The organism is Rhodococcus sp. ARP2, from assembly GCF_001029585.1.
Lineage (GTDB): Bacteria > Actinomycetota > Actinomycetes > Mycobacteriales > Mycobacteriaceae > Rhodococcus_F > Rhodococcus_F erythropolis.
On sequence record NZ_LEKE01000049.1, the window covers coordinates 42,178 to 67,668 of the forward strand.

Sequence of the window (25,491 nt, forward strand, 5' to 3'; positions counted from 1 at the left end):
ACGTGGATCATCGCTGGCATGGCTGAGGTAACCGTTCTTGCAGTTGGCGGCACCGGCGAATCCCACGTCGGCGACCACGGCGCCCGTGTGCGCGGACTCCTCAGTGCCGTCACCGACGAACTCGACAGTCGATTCGATTCTCGCTGGGTCGCCTATCCCGCGTCGTATGGCCCGGTCGCCGACGGCGGCCTGAGCTTTCGGCACAGCACCGCGATGGGTGTGAAGGCCCTCTCGACCGCAATCGCAGAGATAGACGGCCCAGTCATGCTGATCGGATACTCACAGGGATGCACCGTGATCCGCGCGGCTCTTCCGACATTTACGTCTCCGACGCTGAACGGCGTCAACATCATCGGAGTCGGACTGATCTCCGATCCACAACAACCGACCGGCGTCATCGAAGGTTGCGAGGGACACGGAGTTGCCGGCGACGGACCCGAAGTCCAGCCGTGGATTCCGGTCAAGTGGATCGGGCACCCACAGGACATGATCTGTAATGCCAGCGACGACAGCTACATTCGCGACATCGCAGACTTGACGCGCTGGATGTCCTTCTCCCAGGCGCGCGTGTGGGCACAAAAAGTTTGGGAACTACTTCGTAGCAATGCTTTCCAGAATGCGCAGAAGACTCGTTTCAGTCCCAAGCAGTGGCGCACCGATCTACGACGCATTCGCACCGCGTTCCTCGAAGTCCTCGGCTATCTGCCGACGCGGTTGAACCTGAACCGCTTTCAGCTGGAGAACCCTCGCGGCGGTAGACACATCAGCTACGCGATCGAACCTCTCGACGAGAGCGGACTGACCGGGTGCGAGCTTCTGGCGTCGTGGATGAAGGTCCAGGCAAACGGCGTCGAGCAGCGCGTTCACGCAGCCTGACCTTTACCGTTAGTTTACCTAACGAACCCCGGCGAGCCATTCGACGCCCTTACGTTCCTTTCATGCAACTGAGCAGAATATTGTCGTGTGCCGCCGTGACCGTCGCACTCCCCCTCACCGCCCTGGCGACCCCGGCCGGCGCATCGCCAACCGGCAGTCTCGACTGGTCCGGTTCGTTCGGTAGTTCAGCACCCCAGCCGGTTTCGACGTTCGACGTCCAAGCCCACCGCGGCGGGCTCGGCCTGTACACGGAGAGCAGCCTGGCCGCGTTCTCCAATGCTCTCGAAATGGGCGTCAGCACACTGGAACTCGATACCCAGATCACCGAAGACGGGATCGCTGTCGTCACGCACGATCGTAAGATCTCGAACAAGAAATGCCTCGACACCGAGCCCGCCACTACCGGCGACCCGGAGTTCCCGTACGTCGGCAAATTCGTCAACACGCTGAGCCTGCAACAGATCAAGACCATGGACTGTGGCACGCTCCCCCTTGCCGGATACCCTGAGCAGCAAAATGTTCCGGGAGCGAATATGCAGACACTCGAAGAAGTGCTCGCTCTGGTGAAGTCGTACAACGCACCCGGAATCAAGCTCAACATCGAGACCAAGGTGGAAGCGGGAGCGCCCCACGAGACCGCCCCGCGTGAGCAGTTCGTCTCTGTAGTCCTCGATACGATCCGGGCAGCCGGATTGTTGGACAGCGTCACCATTCAGAGCTTCGACTGGGGCTCGCTCATGCTCACCCGTCAACTCGCGCCGAGTGTGCCCGTGGTCGCGCTCACCAACGGTGACTTTCTCCAGGTAGGCAAGGACGGAGCGTCACCGTGGCTCGGCGGTCTGGACATCGATGATTTCGGTGGCGACGGCATCGCGGCGGTGGCAACCTTCGGCGCCTCCGCCTACTCCCCTGTCCAAGGAACTCCCCAGGGTGGAAAGGTCGGCGACCCCGGCTTCGCCTTGTACCCGACAGCCGACATGATCGCGAGCGCACATGCGCGTGGCATGAAGGTCATCCCGTGGACCGTCGATGATCCCGCCACCATGCACGCCCTCATAGACCTGGGTGTCGACGGAATCATCACCGATTTCCCCGACCGTCTCCGCGCCGTCCTGTCCGAGCGCGGTGTGCCGCTACCAGCGCCTGCGGTCAAGAAGTAACCTCGCCCTCATTCCAAAGCAGGTACCTGAACAGGTACTTCGGCCGATGTCCGCGGGGTGTCGCCGGACGCATCCTGGACAGGTACTTGCTCGGGCGATCGGAGGTGAATTCTGATGATGTCTTTGAAGGATCAGTTGGACAACTGCGAATACCTACTTGCCGACGCGGAAATGGCGGGTGACTGGAATGCTGTCCGGCGATTCAGGGAATACCGGCTGAGGCTCGTTCGACAACTGTGCAGGCAAAGGGCTGCCGGTCTCTGCGCCTAGAGGCCCGACCTCAGCCGTATCTGAGCTGAGGCCTTAGTCCCTCTGGGCGGTTACGATCCGCCGTCGCCCGAGTCACAGTCGGGTGCTCTCACCAATTGAGCTACAGAAGGTATGGACCGCAGTGCTTTTCGACTGCGACCTTTCTCTGCCGAACCATACGGGCCCACATCTCGCCTGCGCTACTGATTTTCGACTCGACGATCTCTGGTGATCACCGCTCCGAGTTGGTCCCCACGTCCCCGCGGGGACGTCTCCGGCCAGGCCGCACCGAATCACCGCTGACCAGCAGTCGATGGGATGATTACCTGTGTGTCCATGTCCCCACCGCTGCCCGTCAAGAACGGGGTTGGCCCGACGCGTCTACGCATCCCGCTCTCTGGGCCATGGACGACGATCGCCGAGTACGTCGTAGCCAAGTTCGACCATCTGGACGCCGAAAACCTGTATCGGCGGTTCGACGACGGCGAGTTCGTGGGTATCGACGGCCAGTCGATCTGCCGGAGCACAGAACTCAGCGCGCACCGGTTCATCTGGTACTACCGTGAGTTGCCGGCGGAGGACCCGGTGCCGTTCCACGAGGAGATCCTGCACATCGACGACGATCTCGTCGTCATCGACAAGCCACATTTTCTCCCGACCACCCCCATCGGGCGCTACCTCCGCGAGTCGGCGCTCGTCCGACTGCGGGTTCGTCTCGACAACCCAGATCTGACCCCGATCCATAGACTCGACCGCGGCACCGCAGGGGTGGTGATGTTCTCGGCCCGCCCCGCGACGCGCGGCGCGTACCAGTCACTGTTCGAGAAGCGGCAGGTCACGAAGGTCTACGAGGCGGTGTCGGCGCGACCGTCCCGGTGGGGCCAGGATGCGCCAGCGCTCGACGTCCCTCTCGTTTACCGCAACCACATCGAAGCTCGACGCGGCGAGTTGCGGGTCGTCGTCGACGACAGCCGTGAACCCAACTCCGAGACCACGATCGAGGCGCGAGGGATGGGCGTGAGCGCCTCCGGACGTGCTGTGCTGCACACGGTTCTACGTCCGCAGTCCGGACGGATGCACCAGTTACGGGTGCATCTGGCGGCTCTCGGCGCCGGGATCCTGGGTGACCGGCGATACCCCGACCTGCTTCCCGACGCCCCGGACGATCATTCCCTCCCACTCCAATTGCTCGCGCGGGAACTCGAATTCACCGACCCGTTGACTGGGAGAGCGCGGTGGTTTGTGACACGTCGGACGCTCAGCGAGTTGCCCGTGGGGTGAGGACCAGAAGCCGGATTTAGACGTTGAAGCGGAACTCCACCACATCGCCGTCGGCCATGACGTATTCCTTGCCCTCCATGCGGACCTTGCCTGCAGCCTTGGCTGCGGCCATGGAACCCGCCTCGACGAGGTCGTCGAAGGACACGATTTCAGCCTTGATGAAGCCACGCTCGAAGTCGGTGTGAATGACGCCGGCAGCCTGGGGCGCGGTGTCACCCTTGTGGATGGTCCAGGCGCGAGCTTCCTTCGGACCGGCCGTCAGGTAGGTCTGCAGTCCGAGGGTGTGGAAGCCGGTGCGCGCGAGAGCGTGCAGGCCCGGCTCGGTCTGACCGATCGAGTCGAGCATTTCCTGGCGGTCTTCCTCGTCGAGCTCGAGCAGTTCCTGCTCGACCTTCGCGTCGAGGAACACAGCGTCGGCCGGTGCGACGGATGCGCGCAATTCCGCAACCTTCGCTGCGTCGGTGAGCACAGACTCGTCTGCGTTGAAGACGTACAGGAAGGGCTTGGTGGTGAGCAGGCTCAGTTCACGCAGCAGCGAGAAGTCGAGCTTGTCCTTGACACTGAAGAGCGTCGTGCCCTCGTTGAGGAAGGCCTGAGCCTTGAGTGCCTCGTCGTGGGCCGGCTTGAGCTCCTTGTTCTTGCGAGCTTCCTTGTCCAGACGCGGGAGAGCCTTCTCCAAGGTCTGCATGTCGGCGATCACGAGCTCGGTCTCGATGACTTCGATATCGGAGGCCGGGTCGACCTTGCCGTCGACGTGGATGACGTCGTCGTCGGCGAAGACGCGAACTACCTGGCAGATGGCGTCCGCTTCACGGATGTTGGCCAGGAACTTGTTGCCAAGGCCTGCGCCCTCGGACGCGCCCTTCACGATTCCCGCGATGTCGACGAACGACACGGTCGCGGGGAGGATGCGCTCGGAGCCGAAGATCTCGGCGAGCTTCTGCAGCCGCGGATCGGGCAGCTCAACCAGGCCGACGTTGGGTTCGATGGTCGCGAACGGGTAGTTCGCTGCCAACACGTCGTTGTTGGTCAGTGCATTGAAAAGGGTGGACTTGCCGACGTTGGGCAGTCCGACGATTCCGAGGGTAAGGCTCACGGTCTGTGGATTCTACGGCCTCGCGGCGACGTGACGGGTACTCGCCCCACCGTCACGTCGCGGCAGGTGATCAGTTGTAGGTATACGAATCGACGGACGACACGATCGCAACCAGGAAGATGACGTAGAACGCGATGAACAGCACCCAGCAGATGACGGCTATGAGGAGCGAGATCTGCCCGAGCTTCTTCACCCGCTCGGACGCGTACTGCGCGCCCTGGTGATCGCCCATCGCCCACTTCGGGTAGATGTCGTGGAGATGGTTGAACGCGGCGAACGCGATAGGCCAGAAGAACAGGATCGACGCGACGGCCCATCCCGCGTTGGACTTCGGCGGACCGTACTGGGGCGCCGCGTACGTGGGTGCGGCGCTGTACTGCTGGGTCGCGCTGTACTGCTGACCGGTCGGATACTGCTGTCCGGCTGAGTACTGCGGGTCGGTCGGGTACTGCTGGCCCGTCGGATACTCCTGGCCTGCTGAATATTGCTGACCGGCTGAATACTGCTGGCCCGCCGGATACTGCTGCTCCTTCGGATCCTGCGGGTCGGTCGGATATTGCGGTTCGGTCATCATTCCCCCAAAGAGTCGGATTCGGTTCTCTATCGCAGAACCTAGTGGAGACTTACCGCTGCCGTGTCACAGTGGGCGCCTACGCTCTCGAGGTGACTCGGATGCTGATCGTGCTCTTGATATGGATAGTGGGTCTCGGCACCGCCGCGCTCGCAATTGTCGCCTCGCCCGGATGGTGGGTGATCGCTGTCGTCACTCTCGCGCTGGCGGCGATGGGCACCTACGACCTCACTCAGAAGTCCCACAGCATCCTCCGTAACTATCCGGTCCTGGGGCACGCGCGATTCCTCCTCGAGAAGATTCGACCGGAGATCCAGCAGTACTTCGTCGAATCATCCACCGATGGAATGCCATTCGATCGCGAAACGCGAGATCTGGTTTACGAGCGCGCAAAGGGAACACTGGCGGAAGAGCCCTTCGGGACCGAGCGCGACGTCAATGCGATCGGCTACGAGTTCATGACGCATTCGATTCGCGCACGGACCGCCACCGACACCGTTCCGCGAGTTCGCCTCGGCGGACGCGATTGCACGAAGCCGTACGACATCGCTCTATTGAACGTCTCCGCGATGAGCTTTGGGTCGTTGTCCGCCAACGCAATCGAGGCCCTCAACGCCGGCGCCGCCAAAGGCGGCTTCGCCCACGACACCGGCGAAGGCGCGATCAGTCCGTATCACCGCAAACACGGCGGCGATCTGATCTGGGAAATTGCCTCGGGATACTTCGGATGCCGAACCGAGGACGGCCGATTCGATCCTGACCGGTTTGCCGAGCGTGCCGGCCTCGATCAGGTGAAGGCCATTTCGATCAAGCTCTCGCAAGGTGCGAAACCCGGGTTGGGTGGCGTGCTTCCCGGAGTCAAGGTCTCACCCGAAATCGCCGAAACCCGCGGGGTACCCGTCGGCCAGACCGTGATTTCGCCACCCGCGCACACCGCGTTCAGCACTCCGGTCGAACTGGTCGATTTCATCGCGACCCTGCGAAAACTGTCGGGAGGCAAGCCGGTCGGGATGAAACTGTGCGTCGGCTCGCGTCGTGAATTCCTCGGAATCTGCAAGGCGATGATCGAACGCGGCATCACGCCCGACTTCATCATCGTGGACGGTTCCGAAGGCGGCACCGGCGCAGGTCCGGTGGAATTCGAGGACCACATGGGCATGCCGTTGACCGAAGGCCTGATGCTCGTGCACAACGCCTTGGTGGGAACCGGTCTGCGCGCTCTCGTGAAAGTCGGCGCTTCCGGAAAGGTGGCGAGCGGTTCCGACATCGTCAAACGCATCATCCAAGGCGCAGACTTCACGATGGCTGCCCGCGCAATGATGTTCGCAGTGGGCTGCATTCAGGCCCAGATGTGCCACACAAACCGCTGCCCGGTCGGCGTTGCCACTCAGGATCCGGCACGCACCCGCGCACTCGACATCCCCGACAAGAGCGAGCGCGTCTACCGCTTCCAGAAGGCAACTGTCGCCAGCGCACAACAGATGATCGCGTCGATGGGCATCGATTCGTTCGACCAACTGCAACCGGGAATGCTCAACCGCCGCGTCGACGGTCTCACCACGCGTACCTATGCCGACCTGTTCGACTGGCTGATGCCGGGCGAACTGCTCGACTCCCCGCCGCAGAGCTGGCTCACCGATTGGATCGACGCCGACGCTCACCGATTCTGACGCCGGTCGACTCCCGCGCCACAGATCGCGCGGATTCACCCGTCTGGTCCTACAGTGACAGATGGCCCGCTGTGACGGCGGCCACACTGCACTAGTGGACGGAGTTCGACGATGAGCTTGACGACTGCGCCGGAACCAAATGTCGAGTACCTGAAAACCGATCCTGACCTGCCACCTGTCGGCGTCATCGACAAAACACCCATTTCCACCACTGCGCGCGTCGTCTTCCTCGTTCTCGGACTGGTCGGCGCGGGCTCCTGGTACATGATTGCGATCGTCCGCGGTGAACACATCAGCGCCGTGTGGTTCGTGTTGGCCGCAATCTGTACCTATCTGATCGCCTACCGCTTCTATGCGCGGTTGATCGAACGCAAGATCGTCAAGCCCCGCGACGACGTCGCAACTCCCGCCGAAATCATGGAGAACGGCGCCGACTACATGCCGACCGACCGTCGGGTGCTGTTCGGTCACCACTTCGCGGCAATCGCCGGTGCCGGTCCCCTGGTCGGGCCCGTTCTGGCGGCGCAGATGGGATATCTTCCGGGAACGATCTGGATCATCGTCGGCGTGGTGTTCGCCGGGGCGGTGCAGGACTTCATGGTCCTGTGGATCTCGTCGAAGCGCCGCGGGCGCAGCCTCGGTCAGATGGCCCGCGAAGAACTCGGCCTCGTCGGCGGCGTCGCCGCATTGATCGGCGTGTTCGTCATCATGATCATCCTCATCGCGGTGCTCGGACTTGTGGTCGTCAATGCGCTCGCCGAGTCCCCGTGGGGTGTGTTCTCGATCGCGATGACCATCCCCATCGCCCTGTTCATGGGCGTTTACCTGCGGTATCTGCGGCCGGGCAAGGTTTCCGAAGTCTCCCTGATCGGCGTCGTCCTACTCCTCCTGGCCATCGTCTCCGGTGGTTGGGTAGCCGATACCGGTTGGGGCGCAGACTGGTTCACACTCTCGAAGGTCACCATTGCGTGGCTGATGATCGCGTACGGATTCGCCGCTTCGGTGCTGCCGGTCTGGCTGCTCCTGGCACCGCGCGACTACTTGTCGACGTTCATGAAGGTCGGCACCATCGCATTGCTGGCCATCGGAATTCTGGTCGCACGACCCGCGCTGAACATGCCTGCAGTGACGCCGTTCGCCTCCAACGGCGAAGGCCCGGCCTTTGCCGGTTCATTGTTCCCGTTCCTGTTCATCACCATTGCCTGTGGCGCACTCTCGGGCTTCCACGCGCTGATCGCGTCCGGCACGACGCCGAAGCTGCTGGAGAAGGAAAGCCAGACCAAGATGATCGGGTACGGCGGCATGCTGACCGAATCGTTTGTCGCGATCATGGCTCTGGTCACCGCCTGCATCCTCGATCAGCACCTGTACTTCGCACTCAATGCTCCCGCGGCGCTGACCGGTGGAACACCGGAAACCGCAGCCGAATACGTCAACAATCTGCCCCTCGGTACCGCCCCCATCACACCGGACGTGCTGACGCAGGCAGCCGAGGCCGTCGGGGAAGAATCGATCATCTCGAGAACCGGCGGCGCCCCGACGCTCGCGTTCGGCATGTCCGAAGTGCTCAGCGACGTCTTCGGCGGCGACTCGCTGAAATCGTTCTGGTACCACTTCGCGATCATGTTCGAGGCTCTCTTCATCCTCACCACGATCGATGCCGGCACTCGCGTCGCTCGATTCATGCTCTCGGACTCGCTCGGCAACTTCGGCGGTCCGGCAAAGAAGTTCAAGGACCCGTCGTGGCGCATCGGTGCGTGGCTGTGCTCGCTGATCGTGGTCGCTGCGTGGGGCGCGATCCTGCTCATGGGTGTCACCGACCCACTCGGCGGAATCAACACGCTCTTCCCGCTCTTCGGCATCGCCAACCAACTTCTGGCCGCGATCGCACTGACGGTGGTCATGACGATCGTCATGAAGAAGGGCCTGTTCAAATGGGCCTGGATCCCCGGCGTGCCGCTGGTGTGGGACCTGGTCGTGACTATGACCGCGTCGTACCAGAAGATCTTCTCCGACAACCCCGCGATCGGTTACTGGGCTCAGCACAACGTGTTCAAGGATGCGAAGGCCGCAGGTGAGACGGCGCACGGTTCTGCGAAGACTCCGGAGGCCATCGATGCCGTCATTCGCAACACCTTCATTCAGGGCACGTTGTCGATCATCTTCGCGTCACTGGTGATCGTCGTCGTCATCGCCGGGATCATCGTATGTGCCAAGGCAATCCGAGCGGGTGGGCTGCCGACCACCGAGTCCCCGGAGGAACCGTCGAAGATCTTCGGTCCCGCAAGCTTCATTCCGACGCCCGCGGAGAAGGAAATCCAGAAGGAATGGGACGAGCTCATCAAAGCCGGGAAGGTCCGGGCACCCGGCGCCGCGCACGGAGGTGGGCACTGACCATGACCATGACGGCAAAACTCACCACAGCGTTCCGTGGAACGCTGTGGTGGGTTCGCTCGGTGATGGGTGATCTCGACTATCAGCGCTACGTCGAGCACACCCGACGCCACCACGCCGACTCACCGGTGATCAGCGAACGAGAGTTCTGGCGCCGCCGGCATGCAGCAGCCGACGCCAACCCGGGCGCCCGCTGCTGCTGAATCCGGTCAGGGGCAGGTGGCCTTCGCGAGTTCGTAAATGTGGCCGGCCTGCTCGTCGGTGGGCTTGTTGCCGTTGTTCTCGGCCAGGTCGGTGATCTTGGACTTGACCTCCGCCTCGTCCGTGCCGTTGGCGACCTCCGTGCACGTGGTCGTCAAGATCTCCTCGATGTCTGCGTCGTCGCGGTTCTCCGCCAACGGTGCGTAAGCCCCACGGAAGGTGGCGACGAACAACGCCGTCTTGCCCTGGTCGATGGCGTTGCCCGCTGACTGCTTCGCCGTCTCGAGCGCCTGTTGCCCGCTCGTGACTGCCTCGCTGATCTTGTTCTGCGCGTTGTCCTGATCCTCGGTGCTACACGCGGTGAGCCCGAGAACGACGATTGCTGCTGCCCCGACTGCTGCTGCGATTCTCATGACGGAAATGTTAGTCCGGTCGGCATGCTTCAAAACACAGAATTGCATCGCAACACACGAGTTATCGCATGCAGTCGTTACGATCAGCTCAGCTAGATCACCGGATTCGCACATCGGCGAGGAGATCCCTGCGCCGACGGAAAGGACGATCAGTGAGCGAGCAAGACAAGGGGACGTCCGCAGGGGTGCGGAAGCGCGACCGCGGCGAGATCATCGGGCAAGGGGGTATGTGGCTCGCAAAGTGGTCGTTGGTGTTGGCGTCGATTTCGCTGGGCGCCTGGATTTTCGGTTGGCTGATCGAAAAGCTCTGGGTCATCATCCTGCCGGTGGCTCTGGCAATCGTCGTTGCGACAGTCATGTGGCCACCGACCCGCGGAATGATCAAGCGCGGTATGCCACCGGCCGCGGCAGCCGGCATCACCCTGGTCCTCTCGATCGGAATCTTGGCCGGTGTGATCGCAGGCATCGTTCCGTCAGTGGTCAGCCAGGCCCCCGAGCTCGCGAACAAGACCACCGAGGGCATCAATCAGGTTCAGGACTGGCTCCAGGGTCCGCCACTGAATCTGAAGGACGACCAGATCGACAACGCAGTCCATGCCGTCATCACGAAGGTGCAGGAAAGTGGAACCGCCATCGCTTCAGGCGTTTTCAGCGGTGTGAGCACGGCGAGCTCGTTGTTGGTCACGCTCGGTTTGGTCCTGATTCTCGCCTTCTTCTTCATCAAGGACGGACCGAGGTTCATCCCCTGGCTGCACGCTGTCGGCGGCGGCCGCGCCGGTCGGCATCTCGAAGAGGTCCTCACCCGCATGTGGGACACGCTCGGCGGATTCATCAGGACTCAAGCACTGGTGAGCCTGATCGACGCGGTCTTCATCGGCGCCGGACTGCTGATACTCGGGGTCCCGCTGGCACCGGTGCTGGCAATTCTGACGTTCATCGGTGGATTCATCCCGATCGTCGGTGCGTTTGTCGCCGGCGCCCTGGCCGTGTTGGTTGCGTTGGTGGCAAACGGCCTCACCACCGCCATCATCGTGCTGATCATCATCCTGGCCGTTCAGCAGATCGAAGGAAACGTCCTTCAGCCTGTGCTGCAGAGCAAGTCGATGAAACTCCACGCCGTCATCGTGCTGCTTGCCGTGGCCGCCGGTAGCTCGCTGTACGGCATCGTCGGCGCCTTCCTCGCAGTGCCCGTCGCCGCTGTTGCAGCAGTTGTCATCCGCTACATCGGAGAGCAGATCGACGAACGCGCAAGCGACAACGAGCCGATGCCCGCCGGCGATGCGTCGGACATCCTCGAAGATCAGGACGACGACGCCGAGTCAGAGGTAGAGAACAAAAAGGCCTGATCAGCCCGCGATTACCTTTACCGAGGAGCCTGCACGTCCGCGAATGACGTGCAGGCGACTCGGGATTCGCTGCCTCATCTCGTCCACGTGACTGACGATGCCCACCACTCGTCCTCCGTCGCGAAGCTCGTCCAACACAGCCATCACCGAGTCGAGGGTGTCGGCGTCGAGGGTGCCGAATCCTTCGTCGATGAACATCGTGTCGAGAACGATTCCGCCGGACTCCGCCGCAACCACATCGGCGAGTCCGAGCGCCAAAGACAATGACGCCAAGAACGATTCACCGCCCGAGAGCGTCTTCGCCGAGCGAACGACGCCCGTGAAGTCGTCCCGGATGTCGAGTCCCAGACCGCCGCGGCGACCCCGAGATCCTGCCTCGTCACTGTGCACGAACTCGTACCGTCCCCCGGACATCCGCTGCAGCCGAACCGATGCCGACACGGCGATCTCTTCCAACCGCGAAGCGAGCACATACGCTCGCAGCGACATCTTGCGACTGTTCTGACCTTTACCGGCGATCACGTCTGCGAGGGCAGCGAGTTCGTCGTGCAGTTCACGCTCAGGTGCAACCGCCTCGTAGGCCTTCTCGAGTTGTCCGCTGAACCGTTCGAGATCCGACACACGGTTCTCGGCCAGGGAAGCGGCCGCAACAGTCGCGTTCACTACCTCGGCGCACTGAAGCGCGAGGCCGCGAGGGCCGTCCACGTCGACGGTCTCGACTTCACCCACCGCAACAACCTCGGGGTCGTCGAGGACAGTCCGGGCGGCAACCTCGAGGTCACGCGCCTTGGCGAGTTCCGTTTCGATCGCCGCGATTCGGGCAGGCGCTCTCACCCCTCCGATCGCAGCCTCGACCGAATCGAATCCGGCAGCGGCCGCAGCAGCGGACAGTTTGGCCGACAGTTCCGCCGATCGGGCCTGCGCACGAACGGCGTCGTCGCGCATTTCGGACGCCGCCGTGGCAGCGGAGGCAAGGCCTTCGAACCGTGAGCGCCGAGCAGCGATGGTCGAATCTTCTCCCACCGCAGCAACGATCGCCGCTCGAATCTGCTCGACCGTCGCTGACAGAGTCGTCCTACGCTCGGCAAGTGCCGCCAATTCGGCTGTCAGAGAAGCGGATTCCTGTTGTAGTTCGGTGTCACGCCCATTGAGTTGCGCAAGTTTTTGTGCCAGCACTCCAACCTGACCGGCAGAGTGTGTCGCCTCGTCGACGGCGTTCCGTGCCTCGGCGCGGAGCCTGTCGAGTTCTTCGGAATCGCCGTCTCCGCCGCGCGCGATCACCCGGTCGATGTCACGTTCGACGGTTACCTGGCGATCGGCCACCTTGCTGAGGGCTTTCTCGGCCGCACGCTCGGCCGCTGACGCGGCTTCCAGATCGGGTTCGGTGACCGTGACGACATCCGACTGAGCCAGCGCAGGGTGTTCACGCGAACCACACACCTGGCATGGGTCACCAGGCGCGAGTGAACTCGCCAACTCCGCCGCCATGCCCTCGATACGCTTTTGCACGAGGTCGAGCCAGCGCCCGCGAGCACTCTGATGGGCGTCGCGCGCATCCAACACCTGCACACGAATCTTCTCGGCTTGCGCACGCAGAGAAACGATTTCATGGGCCGCTGTCGCAGCATCCGACGCTTTTACGAGTGCAGCCTCGAGGCCAGGCAGAGCCGCGTGCGCGCGTTGCGCATCCTCCAGTCGTTGGCCGGCCGAGCGCACCATTTCTGGCAGTTGTGTGCGTTCAACCGCGATGGCATCGATGCGCTCGGACAGAGCGTCTCGCCGAACTCCGAGTTTCTCGATCTCGGCTTCTGCCGCATCGGCTCGGCGAGCGTCCTCCGCCATTGCGTCCAGGCGAACGATCTCGTCACGCCAGGTCCGGATCCGAGCTACGACGCGTTGACGCTCATCGTCGGTGGGTGGCCACACCTCCGGCACGAAAATCTCCGGACCGTCGAGTGCGGAGTAGGTCGACATCGCTGTGGTCATCGATTCGAGTGCGGCAGCGAGATGCAAGCCGGCAGCGTCCACATCGCCGGCGACAGCGGCCACCGGCAGTGCGCGCTTGGCGGTCTCGAGTTCAGCGCCGATCACAGCTCTTTGGGCGGCGCCCCTGTTGAATGCTGCGAGTTCAGCGGTCGCACGATTGCGGCGAGCTACCAGATCTGCGGTTCGCTGCGCCGCCGACAGAACCCGATTAGCCTCGGCTGCTGCATCTTTCGCGATCACCAGCTCCGCGAGACTTGCATCGCGGGTGTCCTGAGCCTCGGCGAGGAGTTTGCGCGACCATTCCAGTGGGTGTGCCTCGGCGCCTACCTCGAGTCCCGCAGCTGTCTCGACCTTCGCGAGCAGCAGCCGCACGGATTGCTCCCTTGCCGCGAGCGCGGTCGCACTTGCCTTTCGTTTGGCGTCGAACCATGCCTCGACGGAGACAAAACGCTTGGTGTCGAACAGACGCTCGAGCAGTTTGCCTCGCTCGTCGCTCTCGGCACGCAGGAATTTGGCGAACTCACCCTGCGGCAAGAGCACCACCTGGAAGAACTGATCAGCGCTCATGCCCATGAGGCGGTTGATTTCGTCACCGATGTCAGGGATGCGCGAGAGGTTTTCGCCGCGGCCGTCCAACCACGTCAGTGTGGCCTTTGCATTCTCTGTGATCGAACCGGTGCCACGCTTCTTCGGGCGCGAATACTCTGGACTACGAACAAGTTTGATTCTGCGACCACTGATGGTCGCTTCGAGTTCCACGCGCGGCACCGAACCGGCAGGCGCATGATCGGACAGTAGCCGTTTGCCCTCGTTGCGCGCACCCGGAACCCGGCCGTACAGGGCAAACGCAACCGCGTCGAGGATCGTGGTCTTGCCTGCACCGGTGTCGCCGTGCAGAAGGAACAGCCCGTCAGCACCCAATCGGTCGAAGTCGACCTCGACGGTGTCGGCAAAGGGCCCGAAAGAGCTGACTTCGAGTTTGTGAAGCCTCACGCGGTTTCACTCAGTTCTACCGTGGACTCCTCGGCGCGCGCGGCAGCGCTGAGCGCTTCGGCCATCAACGTGACCTCTCGCTCGGACGGGTCACTACGCACGGCCGAGACAAAGCCACGGGCGATCTCCATGTCGGTTCGACCCCGTACCGCGTCGCGATACTTGAGATCCGATTGTCCTTCCGGCCTTTGCCATTCGAGATGAACGGCAAAGGGGAAACGTGCATGGAGCTGCCTCATGGCATCGACGGGACGAACCGGATCAGTGAGCAAAGCGGAGACGTAGCACTGCTCGGAATCGGCGTACTTCGACTCGGTGAGAAGTTCCTCGAGAGTTCCAGCCACCTGGCTCAGCCCTCGAATCACCGGAAGATCGAGGCGCTGCACCGACGACAGTCCGGCTGCGTCGAGTTCGATCAAAAGCGCAGCCTTGCGGTGGCTGCGCTCACCGAACGAATACGGCAACGGTGAACCTGAGTAGCGAACGCTCTCCGAGAGCATCTGGGGCGAATGCAGATGCCCCAGCGCAACGTAGTCGACACCGGCAAACTCGCCCACGGCGACAGTCTCCACTCCGCCGACCGAAATGGAGCGTTCCGATTCAGACGCCTCACCGCCCACGACAAAGGCATGCGCGAGCAGTACCGACCGAGTCGACGGATCGGTAGCTGTTCGTTCGGCGAGGTCTCGCCGAACACGCGACATTGCCGCACCGAGGATGTCGGAATGAGTACGAGCCCGGGGCACGTCCAACTCGACGCGCGTGATCTCCGGCTCGAGATACGGAATCCCGTAAAACGCGACAGGTCCGAACTGATCACTGAGCGTCACCGGAGTACCGATCTGGCCGACTCGGGTGATCAAATGCAATCCGCCGGCAGCTGCAAAGGACGCCCCGGCACCGAGCCGCACCGCGGAATCGTGGTTGCCGGACGTGGCGACGATGACCGCTCCGGCCGCCCGGATTGCCTCGAAGCCTCGATTGCACACCGTGACCGCGTCGGAACTGGGAATTGAGCGGTCGTAGATGTCACCGGGCACGACCACGACGTCAACACCGTGTTCGCGGACGGAATCTGCGATGGAACCGAGCACACTCGCCTGATCGGCCAACAGATCGACGCCGTGAAACGTGCGACCTATGTGCCAATCGGAGGTGTGCAGAATCTTCATGAATCCGACGGTAGAGCAGCCCACCGACACTGCCGATCTCCCACGCTGACGGCTTCGACGGTGTGCCCCAACCCACGAACGTCCGGTGACCCTGCACACAATCCGTCCGGTTCGTTTGGCGAAGAACCCGAAACCATCGCGCCATCGCGCCGATAAATGCGCCAGCCACGACCCGCACAAACACGGCCGACAACGCAAGAACCGCTAATGTCGTTATGTGTCTGCAACCCAACGTGCTCGCTCCGGGGTACCGCTGGACAAGCGATCGCTCATCGTGACCGTCCCCGGCCTGCCCTGGTGGGGAGTGATCCTGCTTGCTGCCGGTGTCACCGCCGTCGGCGTACTGATCGATGCAACCGGAGGCGGCGGCGAGCTCACCGCGGTGTTCTCGACGTTCTACTTCCTGGGCTGTCTCTTCGCTGTGGTTGCCGCTTCGAACAAGGCTCTTTTCACCGCGATGGCCCAACCTCCGTTGCTGCTCTTCGCTGCGGTGCCGATCGGGCACACGCTCATCGGCAAGGACAACAGCACCGCACTGCGCGACATCGCGATCAACATCGCGTACCCGTTGGTCAACCGCTTTCCGATCATGTTGGCCGCAACCGTCGTCGTGCTGATAATCGGCGGTTTCCGGTACTTCCTGCTCAATCAGCGTCCCACCGGGCCTGCGCGCTCGACCCGCTCCCGCCGCTCGGCGACCGCCACTCGAGACTCCTCTGCGGCTGCCACGCGAGAACAATCCGCACCCGAGACCGGGCGTCGCCGCAGAGTCTCGGACGCGCCCGTCCCCGGGCCCCCGCGTCGCCGCGCCCCCGAGGTGGACGAACAGCCCGCTTACCGAAGCGCTCCCCGGCGCGAACCGATCGAAGACGATCGCCCGCTGCCGCCCCGGAGAAGCCCACTGCCACCCAGGGTCGATCGCACGCACCAACCGCCTACGCGTCGCCCTCAGCCGGACAGCAGACCGACAGCAGACGACGACTACCCGTCGTACGGTCGCCGCCGGGCGCCCGAGCCCAGTCCGTCGCCCAGGCGTGAGGAGCGGATGGAGCCCTTCTTCGCTTCGGGTGACGACGTATCGCCGCCGCTGCCCCCTCGCCGCCGCCCACCCGGAGTCGATCTTCCCGCGTATCCGCCGCCGCGAGTTCGGTACCGCGATCGCGAAGAGCCCTGACAGACGAGCCCAGTAGCAAAAAATGCGGGGCACCTTCCAGATGGAAGGTGCCCCGCATTTTCTTGTTCTAGGACGTGCGCGCTGCTCGCAATTCACGGGGAAGAGCGAACACCAAGGTCTCGTTGGCTGTGGTGACGGGCTGAACGTCGTTGTATCCATGCTCGGCAAGAAGTTCGATCACGCCGCGCACGAGCACCTCGGGCACTGATGCGCCCGACGTGATGCCGACGGTCTGGACACCCTCGAGCCACGCGAGATCGACCTCACGGGCGTAGTCGACCAGATACGACGCAGCAGCGCCTGCACCAAGCGCGACCTCGACCAGGCGAACCGAGTTGGACGAGTTCCGCGAACCCACCACGATCACGAGATCGCACTCGGGAGCCATCGCCTTGACCGCGACCTGACGGTTCTGCGTGGCGTAGCAGATGTCGTCGGACGGCGGGTCCTGCAGATTGGGGAAACGCTCACGCAGGCGCGCGACGGTCTGCATCGTCTCGTCGACGCTCAGTGTGGTCTGGGAAAGCCAGATGACCTTCGACTCGTCCCGAACCGTGACTGCGTCGACCGAATCCGGGCCGTCGACGATGGTGACGTGATCGGGAGCCTCACCTGCGGTGCCCTCGACCTCCTCGTGGCCTTCGTGGCCGATGAGGAGAATGTCGTAATCGTCGCGAGCGAATCGCTTTGCTTCCTGGTGCACCTTCGTGACCAGGGGGCACGTAGCGTCGATCGTGCGCAGGTTCCGCTCGGCGGCCGAGTCGTGGACGGCCGGAGACACACCGTGCGCTGAGAACACGAGGAGTGATCCTTCCGGAACCTCGTCGGTTTCGTCGACGAAGATCACGCCTTGATCTTCGAGCGTCTCGACGACGTGGCGATTGTGGACGATCTCCTTACGCACGTAGATGGGTGCGCCGTGCTTCTCGAGCGCCTTCTCGACGGTCTCGACCGCGCGGTCGACGCCGGCGCAGTAGCCGCGAGGCTCGGCGAGGAGCACGCGCTTGGCGCTGCCCTTGCGGGTGGACGGCGAATCAGCCGAGTGCGCGATACCGAGATTGAGAGGAACAGCCGAAGACATGTGACCAGCCTACTGGCACCTCGAACGTGAGACACTCCGGCAAACGTGAACACCTCGGTTTCGGGCTCCGATCGAAGGTTCCGAAGTAAACGAGTACGGCCGTCACAGGCAAGTCGGCTACCGATTGTCGGAGCTTTGCGGCAAGCTGTGGGAATGATCCGACCACCGTTCGTGGCGCGCGTTGCCGCGGGACTCGCCGTCACCGCGATGGAAGAGGCAAAGAAGTTGCCCACCACCGCTGTCGCCCTGCCGATGACCGCCGTGAGCCAGATGCTGCAGACAAGCATGCGCGTGCAGCAGTCGATCACCTCGTTGGCGATCAAGGGCGATCAGGCATTTGCACTGATCAACTGGTCTTCCGAGGACGAACAGCCCGAGTGGGCGGTCTTCGACGAGGACGCCGACGCTCCCGCAGACTCGGCGTCGACCACCGGCGCGACCACCGCTGACACCCCGACCAACGCCGGACGCTTCGCGCTCTACTCGCTCGAGCCGACTGCCCCCATCGAGGAGCCCACACCCGGCGCCGAGTCCGAATCCGCGGCAGCTACGACGGACGGACCTGCCGAAGAGCCCGAGATCGTCACCGAACTCGACTACCCCAACCTCACACTCGCACAGCTCCGTGCGCGCATCCGGACGCTCAGCATCGACGAGCTGACCGCCGTCCTGGACTACGAGAATGCGACGCTCGCCCGCGCACCGTTCCAGACCATGCTCACCAACCGCATCACCACAGCCAAGGCAAAGTGACTTCCGCAACGCCCCCCGCTTCATCGCAGCGATCGTCCGGCGCCAGCAGCGCTGAACAGCCGTGGCCGGTCCGCACGGTTTCCGCCAAGGTCGCCGGCTGGATCGATCGACTCGGCAGCATCTGGGTCGAAGGTCAGATCACCCAGATCAATGCACGCCCCGGTACCCGAACGGCCTTTCTCGTTCTGCGTGATCCGTCGGCAGACATGTCGCTGTCGATCACATGCTCACCACAGTTGTTGCACAACTCTCCGGTGCCGTTGACCGAGGGCTCGCGTGTCGTGATGTTCGGCAAGCTCTCGTTCTACACCGGACGCGGAACGGTGTCGTTGCGTGTCACCGAGATTCGCGCCGTGGGTATCGGTGAGCTGCTGGCCCGCATCGAGAGACTGCGCGCCTTGCTCGCCGCGGAGGGCTTGTTCGATCCGAGACTCAAACGGCCTCTTCCGTTTCTGCCCGGCACGATCGGCCTGATCACGGGCCGAGCCAGCGCGGCCGAAAAGGATGTCGTCTCGGTCGCCCACCGTCGTTGGCCCGCAGTGGCTATCGCGGTGCGTAACACCGCGGTGCAGGGCCCGACTGCTGTTCCCCAGATCATCGAAGCGCTGAAGGAACTCGACGCCAACCCGGTAGTCGACGTCATCATCCTCGCTCGCGGCGGCGGTAGCGTCGAGGATCTCCTGCCGTTCTCCGACGAGGCGCTGTGCCGCGCCATCGTGGCCTGCACGACGCCGATCGTCAGTGCCATCGGCCACGAGCCGGACAGCCCGCTCAGTGACCACGTCGCCGACCTGCGCGCAGCCACACCCACCGACGCGGCCAAGCGCGTCGTACCCGACGCGGTTGCGGAAGCTGCTCTGGTTGCCGATCTTCGTGACCGCAGCGCTGCGGCACTGCGCAGCTGGGTCAAGCGTGAGTCTCATCTGATCGAACAGTTGCGCACTCGACCGGTCATGGCATCACCGCTGCTCGCGGTGGACCGTCGCGCCGAAGAGGTCGAAAGGCTCCAGGCCGCCGGGCGACGCGATGTGACTCGGTTGATCGACTCCGAGTCCCGAACGATCGAGCATCTGCGCGCCCGGCTCACCACTCTCGGCCCCGCCGCGACGCTGGCCCGCGGGTACGCAGTCGTGCAACGTGTTGTCGCCGACGGCGATCCGGAGGTTCTGCGCTCGGTCGAGGACGCGCCACCCGGAACCCAGATTCGAGTTCGACTTGCAGACGGCGCCGTTCGCGCCGCAGTGATGGGAAGAGAAAAATGAGCAACGCCACCGACACCGACACCGACATCAACGAACTCGGCTACGAAGCAGCCCGCGACGAATTGGTGAGCGTCGTGAAGATTCTCGAACAGGGCGGCCTGGACCTCGACGCGTCACTCTCACTGTGGGAGCGAGGCGAAGCGTTGGCCAAGCGCTGTGAAGAGCATTTGGCCGGCGCCAGGGCTCGCGTCGAAAAGGCTCTGGCCGAAGCGGACGAGTAACGTCCGCTCCGACCGGAAATCCTATGGCGTGATCGGCTGCGCTGCGCCGACCTTCTCGGCAAGAATCCGGAACTCGTCCGGCGTCGCCGCGCCCGTGAGCAACAGGCGAACATCCCCGACGTCCGTGACCCAGATCGACTCGACACCTTCGCCGCCGAAGACGTTCCACGTATCGGCGCCGACGGTCTCGACTCCGGTCGCGAATCGCTGTCCACCGGCAACGTGTGACACCAACGGGAATTCCTCGGCGTTGCTCTGTGTCAGCTGAATGTAGCGACCGCTGGTCGTGATGAATCCCACAGTGCTCGAATCTCCGCCACCGTCGCCGGAGATGATTTTGCGACTGCCGGAGTTCGGGGTCCACCCGTCCGGAACACCGGGATTACGGATGGGAAATCCGAGTTCCTTCGCGTCGTAGTTCAGAGCAGCGTCCACGTCGACGCTCGGGATAGGCCCCTGCGTCGGGCCGCCAGGACTGAACGTGCACTGGCTGGCGATGCCCGCAATGATGATGCAGAACAGCACCAACGGTACGAGAGACCAGACCATGTCTTTGTTGTCTTCGAGAATGCGGGGTTTCTTCGATGCCACACCCCCAGTATCCAGGTACTGCGCAGTAGATACGATTCCCGGTCCCCTTCGAGCGAGACAAAACGTCGCAGCGGCGACCCGACAGCGCACGTAGCCGCTCCCATCTGGGACAATGACGCCTGAAGAAACCACTGTGTCGACACACCCCGTCGACCGCGACCGCGCCAGGAGGCACCGCACATGACGGCCAGCAGCACTCATCGTGAGACCCCGGACCGTAACCTCGCACTCGAATTGGTCCGAGTCACCGAAGCCGGTGCTATGGCTGCCGGCCGCTGGGTAGGCCGCGGCGACAAGGAAGGCGGCGACGGAGCAGCCGTCGACGCTATGCGTCAGCTCGTCTCCTCCGTCTCGATGCGCGGCATCGTCGTCATCGGTGAGGGCGAGAAGGACGAAGCGCCGATGCTGTTCAACGGCGAAGAGGTCGGAAACGGCGACGGCCCCGACTGTGACTTCGCCGTCGACCCGGTCGACGGCACCACCTTGATGTCCAAGGGCATGCCCAACGCGATCTCCGTTCTGGCTGTTGCCGAGCGCGGCGCGATGTTCGATCCGTCGGCCGTGTTCTACATGGAGAAGATCGCTGTCGGACCGGATGCTGCAGATGTCATCGACATCAGCGCACCGATCGCCGAGAACATCAAGCGCGTCGCCAAGGTCAAGAAGGCGTCGGTCTCCGACATCACGATCTGCATCCTGGACCGCCCGCGTCACAACCAGCTGATCCAGGACGTGCGCGACACCGGCGCTCGTATCCGTCTGATCTCCGACGGTGACGTTGCCGGCGCCATCGCCGCAGCGCGTCCCGAGTCCGGCACCGACATGCTCGTCGGCATCGGCGGAACGCCTGAGGGCATCATCGCCGCAGCAGCCATGCGCTGCATGGGTGGATCGCTGCAGGGCAAGCTCGCACCCACCGACGACGAAGAGCGCCAGAAGGCCATCGACGCCGGTCATGATCTCGATCGGATCCTGACCACCGAAGATCTCGTCTCCGGCGAGAACGTATTCTTCTGCGCCACGGGCGTCACCGATGGTGACCTGCTGCGCGGTGTCCGCTACTACGGCGGCGGCGCCAGCACGCAGTCCATCGTGATGCGCAGCAAGTCCGGCACCGTTCGCATGATCGACGCGTACCACCGTCTCGAGAAGCTGCGTGAGTACAGCTCCGTCGACTTCGACGGCGAAGAGGGCGCGGTTCCCCCGACGTTCTGATCGGCTCCGCCCCGTGAGCGGTTAGGGAGTCCCTGCACTCCTTAACCGCTCACGGGGGACGTAGTCCCCTACCCGCCCTCCAAAAGTGGCAATGTGGAGCCATGACGGAGAGCAACGATCAACAGTTCCGAATCGAACACGACACCATGGGCGAAGTTCGGGTGCCCATCGACGCGCTGTGGCGGGCACAGACCCAGCGTGCAGTCGAGAACTTCCCGATCAGCGGGCGCCCACTCGAGCGCACCCAGATCCGCGCAATGGGCTTGCTGAAAGCAGCGTGTGCGCAGGTCAACAAGGACCTCGGACTGCTCGACGCGGACAAGGCCGACGCAATCATCGCCGCCGCGAACGAGATCGCCGAAGGCAAGCACGACGATCAGTTCCCCATCGACGTCTTCCAGACCGGTTCCGGAACCAGCTCGAACATGAACGCCAACGAGGTCATCGCATCCATCGCGAAGGCCGCCGGTGTAGACGTACATCCCAATGATCACGTCAACATGTCGCAGTCCTCCAACGACACCTTCCCCACCGCCACGCACGTCGCAGCTACCGAAGCAGCGGTCACCGATCTTGTGCCGGCACTGGAACATCTGCATGCTGCGCTTGCCACGAAGGCGTCCGAGTGGAAGACCGTCGTCAAATCCGGACGCACCCACCTGATGGACGCTGTGCCGGTCACGCTCGGTCAGGAGTTCGGTGGCTACGCACGTCAGATCGAGGCCGGCATCGAGCGCGTCAACGCAACGCTCCCCCGCCTCGGCGAGTTGCCGATCGGCGGAACAGCAGTCGGCACCGGTCTCAATGCTCCGGATGGATTCGGCCCCAAAGTTGTTGCCGAGCTGGTCAAGTCGACAGGCGTCGACGCGCTGACTCCGGCGAAGAACAGCTTCGAAGCACAGGCCGCGCGTGACGGACTGGTCGAAGCATCGGGCGCGCTGCGGACCATCGCAGTCTCACTGACGAAGATTGCCAACGACATTCGGTGGATGGGATCGGGTCCGCTGACCGGACTCGGCGAGATCGCACTCCCCGATCTGCAGCCGGGTAGCTCGATCATGCCCGGCAAGGTGAACCCGGTCCTGCCCGAGGCAACCACTCAGGTTGCGGCTCAGGTGATCGGAAACGACGCCGCCATCGCGTGGGGTGGCGCTGCCGGAGCTTTCGAACTCAACGTCTACATCCCGGTCATGGCACGCAACCTGCTGGAGTCGTTCACCTTGCTGGCCAACGTCTCTCGACTGTTCGCCGACAAGTGTGTCAGCGGACTGGTCGCGCACGAGGAGCACCTCAAGACACTCGCCGAATCGTCACCGTCGATCGTGACGCCCCTCAACTCGGCGATCGGTTACGAGGAAGCCGCGGCCGTCGCGAAGCAGGCGCTCAAAGAGAAGAAGACGATCCGCCAGGTCGTCATCGAGCGCGGACTCGTCCCGGACAAGCTGAGCGAGGAAGAACTCGACAAGCGTCTCGACGTTCTGGCGATGGCGAAGGTCAAGGACTGAACAGACAACAGAGTGGCGGTTTCCACTTCGGAAACCGCCACTCTTTTCCCTACACCGTAGTGGTTGCGCGCCATTCGTCGGTGCGATCGGGGCTCGCCTCGGCCAATGCCTTCAACGTCGCTTCACGATCGAAGTCCTTGCCGTACACCGGAGTTCCCGGCTGCTGACGCCAGGAATCGTCGATCGTTCCCGCATCGACAGGATCGAAGCCCAACTGATTGATCAGATCGAACACGACCTGCTTGTTCGCGTCGTCGTCGCCGGCGATGGGTAGCGCAATGCGCCCCTCTGCACCTTCGGGAAGCCCCTTCTCGAGGAGGTGCTTCCACCAGATTCCGTTGAACGCCTTGAATACCGGTACACCCAGGCGCTCCTGCACCCATCCGCTTTCGGTCTGTCCGTCCTCGATGGCCGAGATCAGACCGTCACGCTGTTGCGGGTAGTAGTTGTTGGTCTCGATGACCGGGGCACCGGCGACCGCACCGCTGAGGATCCCCGCCGGTAGATCGACCACGTTCTTCTGCGGAATGCTCACGATGACCAGCTCGGCGCCCTCGGCGGCCTCGGTGCTGCGGACTGCCTTCGCGCCCGTCTCCGCTTCCAGTTCTGCAAGGGTGTCCGGTGTCCGCGAATTCGAGACGCGCACGTCGTGACCGAGCGCAGCGAGCCTACGTGTGAGCGTGCCACCGATCTGACCGGCTCCGATGATTCCGATGCGCATGACCCTGCTCCTTCGTCGTGTGTAGTGGCGATCGCGCCACCGCTGCATTCGTCAACGACGAGAACGCACCGGGTCATTCCGTACCGACTACTTCAACTCCCGTTGATTCAATCGGTTGACGGATCGAGTTCGAGCCTGATGCGAACACTGACCGGATCGGTCTGCAATCCGCGAAAGGCAGAGGCCGTCAGCGCCGATCTGAACTTCCCCGACGTGAATGTCTTCACCCGCGCCGGCACGTCGTCGTCCGGCATGATCTGGGCCTGTCCGTCCACCCACTCGCCGCGGCGACGGATCCGAACCTTCGGCGTCGCAGAGATATTGGCACCCCAGCCCCTGTCGATGCCGTGCTGCGCGATGACCCACGCCTCGTCGCCGTCGTAGGTGATCGCAACGGGCACTCGGCGGGTCAGACCGGTTCGGCGTCCAACCGTCTCGATCTCGGTCATCAACGACGGCATCAAACCGATCCGATTCAATCCGGTGACCAGCGGATTGGCGAAATACTTCCCGACTGCGACTTCGATTCTTCGTTTTCGTGCAACTGACGTCGGTACCGGCATGCCGTTTCCTCTCCTCCGGAGCTGACCTCGAAGCAACAGCTCTATACCGCACGATATAACCACTGATCCGGGAGTTTTGCCACCATGAATATCGATCAATACCCACTACCTGCACACAACACTTGACTGTGTCTGTCGGTTACATCTAGTCTCAGATTCGTTCCTATACCGATCGACATACTGGGAGGCAGTGATGAACACACCTCGAGACACCTCGTTGCCATGACCGGCCCGCAGACGCGTTGTCCGATCGCCGCAGCGCGTCGCAAGTGGGGAGTACCAAGAGAACCAGCGGCACCAGATGAATCGAACAGCTCTGCGATTGCATACGATGGCGGGATGGCCGACTCCGATTCCCGCACTCTGATGCTGGTCGGCGCCATCAATGCCTTCCGTGAACACGGGATCGCGACGACCTCGCTCACCGAGATCGTCGAACGCTCGGGAGCTCCCCGCGGGTCGGTGTACCACTATTTTCCCGAAGGCAAAGGACAGCTGGCCGGCGAAGCAGTTGCCTACTTCGGCCGAGGCGTCAGCGCCGCCATCAGTTCGATGATCGCTCAGTCTTCCCCACCGGAGATCATCGACGCGGTTGTCACAATATTTCGAAACAGCTTGGTAGAGAGCGATTTCACCTCCTCCTGTCCGGTCGCAGCCGCGGCGGTGGAGGGCGCGTCGACGCCGGCGGCATTAACTGCTGCGGGCGAATCCTTCACCTCGTGGGAATCGCTTCTCACATCGTTCTTCTGGCAGCAGGGACAGCCGTCCGAGACTGCAGCACAGTGGGCAACCGTCGTGATCGCGTCGATCGAAGGCGCGACTCTGATGGCAAAAGCTCAGCACACCACCGCGCCTCTCGATCGGATCGGCGCGCACCTCAAGGCTCTGGTCTCGGCCCCGAGCTGACCAACCCCTCTACTTCCAACCGCTGCTGCCGTCCGCGCAGGAGCAGAGATGGCGTACAAACATGTCTCACACACTTGCACCGGCGCCCTCG

At 63.1% G+C, this 25,491-nt stretch carries 23 protein-coding genes and 1 tRNA gene; 14 read left to right on the plus strand and 10 right to left on the minus strand.

Features of this window, described 5'->3' with window-relative positions; translation table 11 throughout:
• Positions 1–18 precede the first annotated feature (18 nt).
• Positions 19–876, plus strand: a complete 858-nt coding sequence (locus ABX74_RS11635) for a PE-PPE domain-containing protein (RefSeq protein WP_047888919.1) — start codon at positions 19–21, stop codon at positions 874–876.
• Between the two features lie 95 nt (positions 877–971).
• Positions 972–2,036 (plus strand): glycerophosphodiester phosphodiesterase family protein, encoded by a 1,065-nt coding sequence (locus ABX74_RS11640; protein ID WP_047888920.1) that lies wholly within the window; start codon positions 972–974, stop codon positions 2,034–2,036.
• 307 nt (positions 2,037–2,343) lie between these two features.
• Here ABX74_RS11640 and ABX74_RS11645 read toward each other — a convergent pair.
• A tRNA-His gene (locus ABX74_RS11645) sits at positions 2,344–2,416 on the minus strand.
• 187 nt (positions 2,417–2,603) lie between these two features.
• Here ABX74_RS11645 and ABX74_RS11650 point away from each other — a divergent pair.
• Positions 2,604–3,566, plus strand: coding sequence for a pseudouridine synthase (locus tag ABX74_RS11650; protein WP_047888875.1), 963 nt, complete (start codon positions 2,604–2,606; stop codon positions 3,564–3,566).
• 16 nt (positions 3,567–3,582) lie between these two features.
• On the opposite strand, the gene ychF is transcribed toward ABX74_RS11650, so the two are convergent.
• Together ychF and ABX74_RS11660 are read right to left on the minus strand one after the other, a co-directional pair.
• The gene (ychF, locus tag ABX74_RS11655; RefSeq protein WP_019744568.1) at positions 3,583–4,662 is read right to left on the minus strand and encodes a redox-regulated ATPase YchF; all 1,080 of its coding nucleotides are present in this window, start codon (positions 4,660–4,662) and stop codon (positions 3,583–3,585) included.
• Positions 4,663–4,732: 70 nt separating this feature from the next.
• Positions 4,733–5,236, minus strand: coding sequence for a CD225/dispanin family protein (locus ABX74_RS11660; RefSeq protein ID WP_020908510.1), 504 nt, complete (start codon positions 5,234–5,236; stop codon positions 4,733–4,735).
• Positions 5,237–5,325: 89 nt separating this feature from the next.
• On the opposite strand from ABX74_RS11660, the gene ABX74_RS11665 reads away from it, so the two are divergent.
• The 3 genes from ABX74_RS11665 (at position 5,326) to ABX74_RS11675 (ending at position 9,500) form a co-directional block, all read left to right on the plus strand.
• Entirely contained in the window at positions 5,326–6,903 is a 1,578-nt protein-coding gene (locus ABX74_RS11665) for an FMN-binding glutamate synthase family protein (protein WP_047888921.1), read from the plus strand.
• 111 nt (positions 6,904–7,014) lie between these two features.
• The gene (locus ABX74_RS11670; RefSeq protein ID WP_019744571.1) at positions 7,015–9,297 is read left to right on the plus strand and encodes a carbon starvation CstA family protein; all 2,283 of its coding nucleotides are present in this window, start codon (positions 7,015–7,017) and stop codon (positions 9,295–9,297) included.
• Positions 9,298–9,299: 2 nt separating this feature from the next.
• Positions 9,300–9,500, plus strand: a complete 201-nt coding sequence (locus ABX74_RS11675) for a YbdD/YjiX family protein (RefSeq protein WP_019744572.1) — start codon at positions 9,300–9,302, stop codon at positions 9,498–9,500.
• A 6-nt stretch (positions 9,501–9,506) separates the two neighbouring features.
• Here ABX74_RS11675 and ABX74_RS11680 read toward each other — a convergent pair whose 3' ends face one another.
• The gene (locus ABX74_RS11680) at positions 9,507–9,911 is read right to left on the minus strand and encodes a hypothetical protein (RefSeq protein WP_019744573.1); all 405 of its coding nucleotides are present in this window, start codon (positions 9,909–9,911) and stop codon (positions 9,507–9,509) included.
• A 152-nt stretch (positions 9,912–10,063) separates the two neighbouring features.
• On the opposite strand from ABX74_RS11680, the gene ABX74_RS11685 reads away from it, so the two are divergent.
• Entirely contained in the window at positions 10,064–11,257 is a 1,194-nt protein-coding gene (locus tag ABX74_RS11685; protein WP_003945249.1) for an AI-2E family transporter, read from the plus strand.
• Here ABX74_RS11685 and ABX74_RS11690 read toward each other — a convergent pair whose 3' ends face one another.
• On the minus strand, positions 11,258–14,236 hold the full coding sequence (locus ABX74_RS11690; RefSeq protein WP_047888876.1) for an AAA family ATPase: 2,979 nt from the start codon (positions 14,234–14,236) through the stop codon (positions 11,258–11,260).
• Complete coding sequence (locus ABX74_RS11695) at positions 14,233–15,408, minus strand: exonuclease SbcCD subunit D (RefSeq protein WP_047888922.1); 1,176 nt, start codon at positions 15,406–15,408, stop codon at positions 14,233–14,235. Before ABX74_RS11695 ends, ABX74_RS11690 begins: the two co-directional genes overlap by 4 nt.
• Before the next feature lie 217 nt (positions 15,409–15,625).
• Here ABX74_RS11695 and ABX74_RS11700 point away from each other — a divergent pair, with 217 nt between their 5' ends.
• Positions 15,626–16,582, plus strand: a complete 957-nt coding sequence (locus tag ABX74_RS11700; RefSeq protein ID WP_020970252.1) for a DUF6542 domain-containing protein — start codon at positions 15,626–15,628, stop codon at positions 16,580–16,582.
• 67 nt (positions 16,583–16,649) lie between these two features.
• On the opposite strand, the gene ABX74_RS11705 is transcribed toward ABX74_RS11700, so the two are convergent.
• On the minus strand, positions 16,650–17,663 hold the full coding sequence (locus ABX74_RS11705) for a 4-hydroxy-3-methylbut-2-enyl diphosphate reductase (RefSeq protein ID WP_003945273.1): 1,014 nt from the start codon (positions 17,661–17,663) through the stop codon (positions 16,650–16,652).
• Between the two features lie 153 nt (positions 17,664–17,816).
• Between ABX74_RS11705 and ABX74_RS11710 the strand changes: the two genes are divergently transcribed.
• The 3 genes from ABX74_RS11710 to ABX74_RS11720 are packed head-to-tail and all read left to right on the plus strand — an operon-like array spanning position 17,817 to position 19,899.
• Positions 17,817–18,416, plus strand: a complete 600-nt coding sequence (locus ABX74_RS11710; protein WP_029255847.1) for a lipid droplet-associated protein — start codon at positions 17,817–17,819, stop codon at positions 18,414–18,416.
• A complete protein-coding gene (xseA, locus tag ABX74_RS11715) occupies positions 18,413–19,678 on the plus strand; it encodes an exodeoxyribonuclease VII large subunit (protein ID WP_003945258.1) in 1,266 nt (421 codons plus the stop codon). The genes ABX74_RS11710 and xseA overlap by 4 nt, the downstream gene beginning before the upstream one ends.
• Positions 19,675–19,899 (plus strand): exodeoxyribonuclease VII small subunit, encoded by a 225-nt coding sequence (locus ABX74_RS11720; RefSeq protein ID WP_019744579.1) that lies wholly within the window; start codon positions 19,675–19,677, stop codon positions 19,897–19,899. The genes xseA and ABX74_RS11720 overlap by 4 nt, the downstream gene beginning before the upstream one ends.
• A gap of 21 nt (positions 19,900–19,920) precedes the next feature.
• On the opposite strand, the gene ABX74_RS11725 is transcribed toward ABX74_RS11720, so the two are convergent.
• Positions 19,921–20,490: a DUF4245 domain-containing protein gene (locus ABX74_RS11725; RefSeq protein WP_029255848.1), complete on the minus strand. Its 570-nt coding sequence runs from the start codon at positions 20,488–20,490 to the stop codon at positions 19,921–19,923.
• Between the two features lie 180 nt (positions 20,491–20,670).
• Here ABX74_RS11725 and glpX point away from each other — a divergent pair, with 180 nt between their 5' ends.
• Positions 20,671–21,705 carry a class II fructose-bisphosphatase gene (gene glpX / locus ABX74_RS11730; protein ID WP_019744581.1) on the plus strand — a complete coding sequence of 345 codons (1,035 nt, stop codon included), beginning with the start codon at positions 20,671–20,673 and terminating at the stop codon, positions 21,703–21,705.
• Between the two features lie 101 nt (positions 21,706–21,806).
• On the plus strand, positions 21,807–23,210 hold the full coding sequence (locus tag ABX74_RS11735) for a class II fumarate hydratase (protein ID WP_019744582.1): 1,404 nt from the start codon (positions 21,807–21,809) through the stop codon (positions 23,208–23,210).
• A gap of 49 nt (positions 23,211–23,259) precedes the next feature.
• On the opposite strand, the gene ABX74_RS11740 is transcribed toward ABX74_RS11735, so the two are convergent.
• Positions 23,260–23,979, minus strand: a complete 720-nt coding sequence (locus ABX74_RS11740; protein ID WP_020908517.1) for an NADPH-dependent F420 reductase — start codon at positions 23,977–23,979, stop codon at positions 23,260–23,262.
• Positions 23,980–24,038: 59 nt separating this feature from the next.
• Entirely contained in the window at positions 24,039–24,494 is a 456-nt protein-coding gene (locus tag ABX74_RS11745) for a nitroreductase family deazaflavin-dependent oxidoreductase (RefSeq protein WP_020908518.1), read from the minus strand.
• Positions 24,495–24,833: 339 nt separating this feature from the next.
• On the opposite strand from ABX74_RS11745, the gene ABX74_RS11750 reads away from it, so the two are divergent.
• The gene (locus ABX74_RS11750; RefSeq protein ID WP_003945239.1) at positions 24,834–25,400 is read left to right on the plus strand and encodes a TetR/AcrR family transcriptional regulator; all 567 of its coding nucleotides are present in this window, start codon (positions 24,834–24,836) and stop codon (positions 25,398–25,400) included.
• The last annotated feature ends 91 nt before the right edge of the window (positions 25,401–25,491 follow it).